Here is a 10,715-nt window from a genome sequence, read left to right on the forward strand (position 1 = left end):
TTTGCAGGTATTTGGCAAAAGCCTCGGAATATCTGAAAGAGGAAGACTTTGAACAAGCTCTAGCTATGATTCCTCAAGGAGGTAAGGAAATTATGGATACGCTCGCAGATCAATGGATGAGGCAGGGAAGAGATGGAGGCTTGATTGATGGGAGACAAGAAGGCAAACTTAAAGGCATCCGCTCAACTATTCTGGACCTATTGATCGCCAAGTTCGAGCATATTCCGATGGGTTTTACAAGTAAGCTCGACGCTATCGACGATATTGGCACACTCAAGGGGCTTTCCATCAGTTTGTTCAAGGCTGAGTCGTTAGAAGCCTTCTTGATACTGGTTGACAAAGCCACCGCTCCGAAACAAACCATGCAGTAACATCACACGCCCATAGGCTTCCCAAAGCCCCGGCATCAAAATGCCGTCAAAAGCCCTCTGTTCCAACCAGGAACAGGGGGTTTTTTAATTTTCAAGGCCGGTTTGGCATTTTTTAGGCACGGTCAGGCTGGTTGTTAGTAACTCGAAAGGCAGGAAGGTTGTGACTCTCGGGCAGGTCTGATCGAATTTTTGGAATGGGCTTTTTTTTACTTTTCACAATTTTAGGAGGAAGAAGATTATGGCAACAGCAGTGCAGTATCAGAACAAAGTTAACGCGTACTTTGAGGCAACTCTCGCTCGGAGCGCATCCGCAGCCGAGTTGGCTCTGTGGACGCAAAACCTGGTGAACACCAACGGCAACGTCTGGTCTGGCCTGGGCTTGCAGCAGCATGTCAGCCAGCTCGCTGGCTGGGGCAACAACATTCCGTTCACAACCGCATTGGCTACCGCACGCGTGAATGCCGTTTTGACCAACATGTTCGGCAACCATACTGGTGTCAGCCAGACGGTCAAAGACTATTACGTGAACAATATGGTTGCCGGTACCATTAAGGAACGCGGCCTTGTCAACGCCATCATCAACGACCTCGGCCTGATGCCGAAAGTTGACGGCACCTACGGCAGCCCCGCTGGTTGGGAAGCCGGTCCTGCCGGTGCGAACTCCCCCGCCCTGGTGACCGCTGCACAGCGTCTTGCTTGGGAGTCCAATGTTGAGAACCTGAGCGGTGGCGAATTTCTTATGTCCGCCAATACTGACTTCGCCGATGGCACAGGTTCCTTCAACGGCGTTCTGCCCACTCCTTTCAAGTTCACCAACGGAGACGAAGTCGTGTATGCTCCTGCGGGCACACTGCAAGCGGCTGACACCCTTCTTGATACCAACTGGGGCCAGTTGGCAGCTGCACGTGACAGCGACGTATTGTACATTGGAGCTAACCGCGCCTTCAGCCTCCCGGGTGCTGGTAACGCGCCTACTATTCGCGGTATTGAAACCATCATCATCCAGGGTGATGATGCCATACTTGGAACAATGGACTTTAGCAGGACGACATTTGCCCAGAGAATTTATGTTGAGGGCACTTTGACACAACAGCAGACACTTTTGAACCCCGGTATTACTGGAGCAACATATCTTGATTTTTCTGATGCCAGACCTTCCACCGGCAGCAATGCAGGCGTTAGCATGGCCGGAATTCTCAGCGCTGGCAACGACACAATCATCGGTAGCGCGGGTAGCGATATTCTCCGCGGTGGTGCAGGGGATGACCGCATTACCTCTGGATTGGGTAATGATGTGATTTACACAGGTACCGGATTTGACCGTGTGACTTTGAACGGTGGCACAAATACGGTTCGCATCGACGCTCATGATGGTGTTGCCGGCGATATTAACTACATCACGGCAACCTCTGGCACAAACACTGTGATCATGGAAGTTGCAAGCACAGTGACATTAGCTGGCAATGCAAACCTTAACATTGGCGCTTCTACAGTAGGAGTAAATGTTCAAGGTTCAGCTGGAAACGATGTTATCATCGGCGGTCAGGGAAGTGATGTGATTCGTGGTGGCGCTGGCGTTGATGACATGACAAGCGGTTGGCTTGCCACAACATTTCAGTTTGCAGCTGGCGATACACCTGCCCTTGGAGCCATAAACGAAGCCGATATTATACGTTCATTTGTTGCTGGAGTTGATAATATCAAGACTGGCACTGCTGGTACTGCGGCAAATTACGTCGAAGCTGATGGCACAGCAATTGCTAACTATGGTGCTCTTGTAGCTGCAGCGGATGCCGCACTAGGAGGCGCAGTAGTATACTATGTTGCTTACAACTTCAACAATACCGGTGATGCCTATCTCTTCTGGGATACTAATGGCAACGGTGCCTACAACGCTGGAGTAGACGTCATGATCCAATTAGTTGGCGCTGCAACAGCAGCTGATATTAATTGGCAAGATATCATTGCATAATAACGTTTAACAAAAAAACAGCCCTAACAATTTTAGGGCTGTTTTTTTTTAAATTGCGAAACGACGCATATTTTATATTTTACAAAGCAGGAGGCAATGATGATCATTACCGCAAGCAGCTACAACAAGAAAGTTAAGGCATACTTTGAGACTATAGGCAGGGTGCCTTCCGCTGCACAGCTTACCCAGTGGAGCCAGGCCTTGCTTGAGAACAACGGCAACGTCTGGAGAAGCGGATTGCAGGAGTTTGTGAGCAATCTTGGCGGGCTGACCGCTGAATCTCCTAACTTGGCAACAGCCCAGACACTGGTTCAGAACATGCTGACCAACATGTTCGGAACACATCTTGGCGTAAACGCCTCAATCGTCAACTACTACGTAAACAATCTTGTTGCAGGCACGATACTGCCGCGTGGCCTTGGCAACGCAATGATCAACGACCTGGGGTTAATGCCCCGTGTTGATGGTTCTTTTGGTAGCCCTAGTGGCTGGAACGCCGGCCCAGCAGGCGTTGACTCCCCTAGTCTTCTGACACCTGCCCAGGTTAATGCTTTCGTGGAGTCCGTCACCCCGACCCCGAGTCCAATACCTGTTCCCTCACCAGGCCCAGCACCAGCACCTCCGGGACCCGATCCAGCTCCGATTCCTGAGCCGCAACAAGATCCTTTCAATTTAACTGCTGGTAATGATATCGCCAAATCCACGGAAGCTTCCAGGGACGGTGTCGCTGATCCGTTTAGATTCCTGGCAGGTCCTGATCTTGTCATTGCAACCTCGGGAACATTAACCAACGGCGACGTCTTGATCGACGACTGGACTGGCGACAATGATGCTTTGCGTGTTAACTTGGATGGCGTTAACGGTCTGACCCAGGCAGGAGCCCCAACAGTTCAAAATATTGAAAACCTGATGTTCGTTGGAGACAACGCTAAGGCCGGCACTCTGGATATGGCGAACTTCTCCGGTGTTCAGACTGTAACAATGACAGGTTCTGCCGCTGCTGTTCAACAATTCGATGATTTCGACGTTACCGGTGCGAGTTATTTTGACTTCAAGGCTTTGACAGGTGCTGGCGTAAAGCTTGCTCCTTCCGGTGCAGCACACAATACAGTCTACACAATTCATGGCTCTGGAGAGAACGATGAAATCAGCCTTGCTGGCAACACAGCAAATGGAAGCCATATTTATGCCGGTACAGGGGCTGATACATTAACTGGTGGAAGCGGAAGTGACATCTTCCATATTGAAAACAACGGTGGCGACTCAAAAGTAATTACTGGAAACGGTACCAACTATGTCTATGGCGGTGCAAATATCACTCCTGCTGACACCCTGACGGGCGGAACCGGGACTGATACTCTTGATCTTCATGGAGATTACTCAGCTGGCTTACAATTTGACGGTGATTTCACAAAATTTGATATTCTGAGACTCAATGATGGTTTTAGCTATAAAATCACTACACATGACGATAACGTTGCCGCTGATGCTACATTTACAGTCAACGCATCAGCACTGACCGGCACTAAAGCTTTAACTTTTAATGGTTCTGCTGAGTTGGATGGGAAATTCTCTATCACTGGTGGCGCAGGGGATGACTCTATTCTAGGTGGCAGTAAAGCCGACACAATCATTGGCGGTGCTGGCAACGACACCATCAACGGCGGCGCTGGTGCCGACGTACTCACCGGCGGCGCTGGCGCAGACAGCTTTGTCTTCGCCAACTTCGCCACAACCGACACCATCACCAACGGTGACTTCACGACAACTTCCGACAGACTGTACCTTGATGTTGTAGGTAATACTATTGCAACAAACGGAATCGGAGCGCTGAATCTGGTAGATATGACCGGCGCTACAGTAATGATTACAGCAAACATGTTTACAGCTCCAGCAATGATTACAGCTAACAATTTCTTTGCTGGTGCCGACTTAACTGCGCTTCAAATGGCAGTAACTGGTTTGACGTACATGAACGCAGCCATGACAACAGGTGGAACAGCTGGTGCGATGGTAACAGCCATGTTGGGCGCTAAAGACTACTTTGCCATTGGATTTGATAATGCTGCTAATGTTTTATATATATTTGACCTTACTGTAGCAGCAACAACTCAAGTGATGACTGGTGCAACAGTTACAGCTATGGTTACCCAAGCCCTCGCCATCCGCAACACATTCACTATTGCCAACGTTGGCAACGCTGCTGCCTTTGGTGACATCTACTTGTTCTAAATTCTAGCCAGGGGCACTTGAAGATTTGTCTTCATGCGGGTAGTCCCTGTAAAGCCTCATTAAAACCCGCCCTTCAGCATGTGCTGGGGGGCGGGTTTTGTATTGCAACCACGTCATTTATGAATATTCTTTTTGGAATTCTCACTCACTCCATACTATAAAACGATGTCACACATTTCTCATCTCCGCTCTTATCAACGAACTGGCGAGTCTCAAAAGCTAACTGAATATCTGGCTTCCCATCCCGAGCTCGACTTTGTGGAACAGTCGCAGGAACATGCCCTTCTTGCCATGATCCGCTTTCTCCGCAATGAACAAAGCCAGGCAATGCATCATTTCCATCAGGTTGTCGAAGATGAGCTGGATGATTCTGAAAGCCTTGCCGACTTTGCCTTTTGCTACTTTGCCGTGAATCAGCCCGCCAAAGCACTGGAGCTTCTCCAACGCGCCGCCTTGATGAAGGATGCCAGCTCTGTTGTGCATCAGCGTTTGGGCGGTGTTTCGCTGGCCATGAATAAGATCGAAGAAGCCGAATCAGCGTATAAGCAGAGCCTGCTGCTGGAGCCGGAACGGCCCGAAGTGCTCAGTAACATGGGTGGCATCAAGCTGCGTCAGGGAGACCTGGAAGCTTCCCTGGACTATTATACGAGAGCCCTGCAACTCAAGCCTGACCTTGAAATCACACGCAACCAGCGCGGCCAGGTCATGATTGCTCTGCAACGAGTAGATGAACTGATCGAGGAAAAAGAAGCCCGTCTCTCTGAACATCCTGAAGAACCTACGGCTCACTTGGAACTGGCGATGGTTCTGCTTCAGGCGGAACGGTTTTCCGAAGCCTTTGCTACATTGGACGCTGCTGTGGACAAGTTCCCAGATGAATCAAAAGTGCGTATGGCCTATGTTCAGCTTTGTTTTCAGCAGAAGATGTGGTGGCAGGCCGGAGAAAAGCTTTTGGAATGGTCGAAGGACGATCCCTCGGACATGAACTTGCGGCTGCTACTCAATGAAGCGCGCCTGGAAGCCGGTTTTACCGACACCGTGCGCAAAGACCTTGAGGAGATCGCCGATGACGCTGCGGGATTGCCAAAATATATTTTACTACAGTCTAAAATTCTGGTGGACGAGGCCAAAGCTGAAGAAGCCCTCGCTCTGCTGACGGAGGCATCAGATCGTTTTCCCGGTGCCGTGGAGGTGAAATACCAGCTGTACGAGGTTCTCACCTCATTGGGCAGGCTGGACGAAGCGGAAGCTGTCGTGCAGGAGGCGGGCCTACTCAACCCCTCTGGTATCGCCCGCCGTGTTGAAAGCAAAGGGCATGACATCGACGATCTCGAACTTGAAGCCTTGCGCCGCGTGGCGGAAAACCCTGTGATGCCAGGGCCTCACCGATCCGGAGCCATGTTCACCCTGGCCAAGGTCTATGATAAACGCAAAAACTACTCAGCCTCGTTTGAAACAGTGATCCAGGCCAATGATCTGATGCGATCTAGCATACGCTACAACTGGAAAGCGCACCGCAAAGCCATACAGGATTTAATTACGACGTTTACGCCGGATTTGGTTACACGGCTGCAAGGACTCGGACATCCCAGCAAACGCCCCATATTCATTACCGGCATGCCTCGCTCCGGCACGACCCTGACCGAACAAATCCTGTGCAGCCATCCACAAGTATATGGAGCAGGTGAATTGCATTGGATGACCCGGCTGACTCGTTTGGTACCCAAAGTGCTGCCCAATCGGCATTATCCTGAAGCCATGAACGCCTTTGGCCGTGAACATCTTTATGGAGCAGCGGACTACTACCTGCAACGCATAGCCCAGCAAAACGATACCGCCGATTACGTTGTAGACAAGATGCCGCACAACTTTGACCACATCGGTTTGATCGCCCTGATTTTTCCCAATGTGCCCATCATCCACATGAAACGCGACATCCGGGACGTGGCCGTGTCCAACTACTATCAAAACTTTGCCGCCTTCCACGGCCTTATGGGCTTCGCTTACAATCTGGAGGACATCGGGCATATGCTCAACGACCATGAGCGGATCATGGCCCATTGGCACGAACTGTTCCCAGGCCGGATTTTTGAGTTGGACTACCAGGAACTTGTCCGCAACCCCGAATCGACCATCCGTTCGTTGATGGACCACTGCGGGTTGGAATGGGATAAACGTGTTCTCAAGTTTTACGAGACGAAACGCCCCGTCAGAACCGCCAGCATCCGTCAGGTACGTCAGGGTATCTACACCAGTTCCGCAGAAAAATGGCGGCGGTACGAACAGTATCTGGAACCACTGGAACGAGTCTTGGCCGACGGCTTCAAGACACTGGAAGAGAGCGTGGATACCAGTACGGCGTTTATTGCTGGGCCGACGTTGTGATTTTCCAAAAAATATATTCCCTCAAATCAAACATCAGTGAGTGACGATGACGACAGAAACCACCCTTCCCAACGATGACGGATTCTATGTCCACGACGTGGACTTTCGGTCGGGCGTAGTACCCAACCAAACCCCGCTTGTAATAGCCGTGGCTGCGGCCCTTGGCGGATATGCCCCACCGGACGTGAACGAATCTTTCACATACTGCGACCTCGGCTGCGGCGACGGAACTACGGTTTGCGCTCTGGCAGCCGTAAACCCCCAGGCAACTTTCTACGGTGTGGACTTCAACGCCGGACATATTGAAAAAGGCCGAAAAATTGCTCAAGACCTGAATTTGCAGAATGTAGCCTTTATCCACTCCGGTTTTGAAGACCTTCAAAAGCATGATCTGCCTGTATTTGATCTGGTGGGAATGAACGGCATCTACGCCTGGCTGGAGCAAAAACCATTGCTCGGCGTGCATGAATTCCTGAAAACACATCTGCGTGACGGAGGGCTATTCTACGTTGAATACACGACGTTGCCAGGAATGGCCGCCGTACCGCCGCTTTGGAAATTGATCCAGACCCTGGTACCTGCCAAAGGACTATCCTCCCGTGAACGAGCCGAAAAAGGTCTAGCCATGCTGCAAACCCTGGCCAAACGAGGCATGGGCTATCTGGCCGCCAATCAGCGTGCGGCCCAGGCAGCGCGGTACTACATCACCGGAGCCAAGACTGATCCTGGTCTGGTGGACCATTTTATTCACAACGCCATGGCCAGCGGCTTCAAGCCTCGCTATTTTCTGGAGATGGCCGAGGAGTTGCGGCCCATCGGCCTGTCCTTTGCCGGCCGTACCGAATTGGCATTGAACGACGTGGAACTGGCCGTACCCCCAGGTCAGGTTCCGACCTTTCGAGATATCCATGACCCGGTCATGCGCCAGGTGCTCACGGACTATATCCGCAACGAGCAAAACCGCAGGGACGTGTTCATCAAAAACAGTGACCCAATGCCCGAAGATGCACGGCATTTTTTACTGAATACTCTTAAATTTCTGGGTCGTAGCGAACCGGAAAAACTCCCTCGCACCATCCAGGTTATTGGCAACCACCAGGTGGGTATGCGTGGCCCTCTTTTCGACGCCCTGATACCGGCGTTTGAAAGCCAGCCCACATCCGTGGATGCCGTTGCCGTACCAGAAACACCGACGGAGCGTTTGCACAAAACAACTATGAGGCTTATCGGCAGCCAGCAGTTTTTTCTCTGTCTTGATCGACCAGTTGCCTCACCCCCCACCATCCGGATTGTGAAACCCGTGATTCAACACCGAATAAATCAATGGTTGCTTTCCCAGGCCGCCGAAGGGCTTTACGGAGTGACTTTGGTCTCTTTCGTGACTGGTGGAGCGACCATGCAATTTTCTCCTGTTGAGGTCTGCCTTTTGAATGAAGCAGCTCTGGGCGGCTTCGATAACTGCCTGGATATGACAATGAAGCGATTCGCAAGCGAAAAACGCACGTTGCCGACGGGACATGGCAGGATCGCCGCATCAAAGATTAAACGCGAAGACCTGGAAAAAGTCCTAGCTGGCCTGCAAGACAGGAAGCTGCACAACATGCTGCGTCTCGGTATTGTCTCGAAAGGGTGACGCACGGGCTTGTTCAAGCTCTCTCATTAACCAATCAATCAGGAGTATCATGTCGTTTACACCCCTTTCCAGCACCGAGCATACTGATCTTAGAATGACCCAAGGCACCTTGTTTTACATCCAGCACAAGCCAGTCGTGCCAGTTTCCATTCCGGAGGCCCCACAGGCTGCCCTGGACCTCCCGCTGGCCTTTGCCAGAACGGAGACGGGCCTTGCCCTGGTCGCGATTCTCTCCTTGATTTCGGACAACAACTCCCAGATCGGCCCCAAAGGTTACTGGATGGGCGGCTATATGCCCGTGGTTGTACGATGCCACCCTTTCGCTCTTCACTATAGTCAAGACCAAGCCCAGATGCTTGTAGACCTGGAAAGCGACTGGCTGTCACGCGAGCAAGGTAAGCCACTTTTTACAGACCAAGGTAAGCCATCAAAAATCCTTGAGCAATTCATGGAAACCCTCAAGAATTTTGCCCCAAATCCACAGCGGGATGGTCCTGTCTTACAGGCGCTGGACAAAAACGGGTTGCTGGAAAGCTGGACTGAAGTTTCCGCCAATCTCCTGCGCATCAATTCCCAAAAACTCGGCATGCTCGACGATCAAGCCCACCTCGAACTGCGACGACAAGGTGCGCTGCCGATTATCTATGCTCATCTGTTCTCCATGGCTCGTATCAAAAGAATCAAACAACTTGCCGATCAGAAAGCGGAAATTACCCGTCAATTGCAGCAGGCCGGAGCAGGTAGTAACATGCCCAATGCACAAATCGACGTAGATAACGACATTATCCGTTTCGATTAGAAAGCATACCGTGCTGTATGCAGACACCGAACAAACACCGCAAGCCAATCCGTGCACACCCCAAACACCGTCTGCCCCAAGTGCCTGGTTTCCCGCGAGGACCGCGAACGGTTGCACGGCCATAAAAGCTGTCTTGTCTGGTTTACCGGTCTGTCCGGCTCTGGCAAGTCCACCATCGCCCATCTGGTGGAAAAACGCCTGCACGACCAAGGCCGGAGCACGTATGTATTCGACGGAGACAATGTGCGCCACGGTCTTTGCGGAGACTTGAGCTTTTCCCCTGAAGGTCGGGCCGAAAACATCCGGCGTATCGGCGAAATGGTGAAATTGTTCCTGGACGCCGGGATACTCTGCCTGGCCGCGTTCATTTCTCCCATGCGGGCAGATAGGGAACGAGTAAGACAAATTGTCGGACCGGAGAACTTCATTGAAATCTACGTCAGATGCCCCTTGGAGGTATGCGAAGGCCGCGACGTCAAGGGCCTATACAAGCTGGCCAGACAAGGCAAAATCAAGAACTACACCGGCGTATCCGCGCCTTACGAGGCACCGGATAAACCTGACTTGGTTTTGAAAACATATCAGTGTTCCATTGAGGAATGCGTTGACCAAGTTCTGTCCATCCTCTTAACCCGCAACTGCAATTCCCACCAACCTTCAACGGCGTAACCATTCATCTTTCAACCAGCAACATAGGAGGACCCCGTGCCCGTGATCACTATCGACGGAAAAGAGTATGATTCAGAAACGCTTTCCGAAGAAGCCAAACAGCAACTGGCCGCGATCCAATACATCGACCGCAAGCTTGCAGAACTAAACTCTGAAGCCGCTATTCTGCAAACCGCTCGGATTTCCTACTCCAATGAATTGAAGAAAACCTTGCCCAAGGAAGAGACCTCCGTGCAGTAAGCTGTAACGATGAAGCACGAAATACCTACCCGCCAATCGATGTATTCTGACTACAGGCATGCGGGCAGCCTTTTCATTTTTTCAGCCTGGGAGAGATGATGACCTCCAGTTCAGATTCAGGTTCAGGAAGCATGACGGACCACGTGCCGCAAACGACGGGCTTTGCTCAAAGCAACCCCAAGCATAAAGCAAAAACAGTAAAAGCAACAACACACCAGACTGTGATAAAGCCTTCATGATCTCCCTGCAAAAAGTCCGGCAGGCATTCGATTTAACTAAATATTTTGCTTGCATTGTATGCTATAGTAGTGATATTAAGATTTAAAAAACGAGGTCACTGCTATGTTGCGATATAAGAATAGAAATAGGCTAAGCCTTATGGACGATACATTTTGGCTTCCAGGTAAACAGTCA

At 51.0% G+C, this 10,715-nt stretch carries 7 protein-coding genes and 1 pseudogene; all 8 read left to right on the plus strand.

Features of this window, described 5'->3' with window-relative positions:
- Nucleotides 1–371: pseudogene (locus tag AC559A_RS18080) on the plus strand (hypothetical protein); the annotation flags it as partial.
- A 238-nt stretch (nucleotides 372–609) separates the two neighbouring features.
- On the plus strand, nucleotides 610–2,343 hold the full coding sequence (locus tag AC559A_RS18085; RefSeq protein WP_498819093.1) for a hypothetical protein: 1,734 nt from the start codon (nucleotides 610–612) through the stop codon (nucleotides 2,341–2,343).
- A gap of 201 nt (nucleotides 2,344–2,544) precedes the next feature.
- Nucleotides 2,545–4,575, plus strand: coding sequence for a calcium-binding protein (locus tag AC559A_RS18090; protein WP_498819094.1), 2,031 nt, complete (start codon nucleotides 2,545–2,547; stop codon nucleotides 4,573–4,575).
- A 258-nt stretch (nucleotides 4,576–4,833) separates the two neighbouring features.
- A complete protein-coding gene (locus tag AC559A_RS18095; RefSeq protein ID WP_498819095.1) occupies nucleotides 4,834–6,960 on the plus strand; it encodes a sulfotransferase in 2,127 nt (708 codons plus the stop codon).
- Nucleotides 6,961–7,006: 46 nt separating this feature from the next.
- The gene (locus AC559A_RS18100) at nucleotides 7,007–8,593 is read left to right on the plus strand and encodes a methyltransferase domain-containing protein (protein ID WP_498819096.1); all 1,587 of its coding nucleotides are present in this window, start codon (nucleotides 7,007–7,009) and stop codon (nucleotides 8,591–8,593) included.
- Between the two features lie 49 nt (nucleotides 8,594–8,642).
- Complete coding sequence (locus AC559A_RS18105; RefSeq protein ID WP_498819097.1) at nucleotides 8,643–9,392, plus strand: SapC family protein; 750 nt, start codon at nucleotides 8,643–8,645, stop codon at nucleotides 9,390–9,392.
- Nucleotides 9,393–9,443: 51 nt separating this feature from the next.
- On the plus strand, nucleotides 9,444–10,061 hold the full coding sequence (cysC, locus tag AC559A_RS18110) for an adenylyl-sulfate kinase (RefSeq protein WP_498819098.1): 618 nt from the start codon (nucleotides 9,444–9,446) through the stop codon (nucleotides 10,059–10,061).
- 36 nt (nucleotides 10,062–10,097) lie between these two features.
- Nucleotides 10,098–10,301, plus strand: a complete 204-nt coding sequence (locus AC559A_RS18115; RefSeq protein WP_498819099.1) for a hypothetical protein — start codon at nucleotides 10,098–10,100, stop codon at nucleotides 10,299–10,301.
- Nucleotides 10,302–10,715 lie beyond the last annotated feature (414 nt).

The sequence above is a fragment of the Desulfonatronum zhilinae genome, assembly GCF_900182865.1.
In the GTDB taxonomy this organism is placed as follows: Bacteria; Desulfobacterota; Desulfovibrionia; order Desulfovibrionales; family Desulfonatronaceae; genus Desulfonatronum; species Desulfonatronum lacustre.

Excerpts from the sequence above, each read along its gene's own strand:
- AC559A_RS18085 (WP_498819093.1), top strand. The coding sequence starts at position 610 with ATGGCAACAGCAGTGCAGTATCAGAACAAAGTTAACGCGTACTTTGAG.
- AC559A_RS18100 (WP_498819096.1), top strand. The coding sequence starts at position 7,007 with ATGACGACAGAAACCACCCTTCCCAACGATGACGGATTCTATGTCCAC.
- AC559A_RS18105 (WP_498819097.1), top strand. The coding sequence starts at position 8,643 with ATGTCGTTTACACCCCTTTCCAGCACCGAGCATACTGATCTTAGAATG.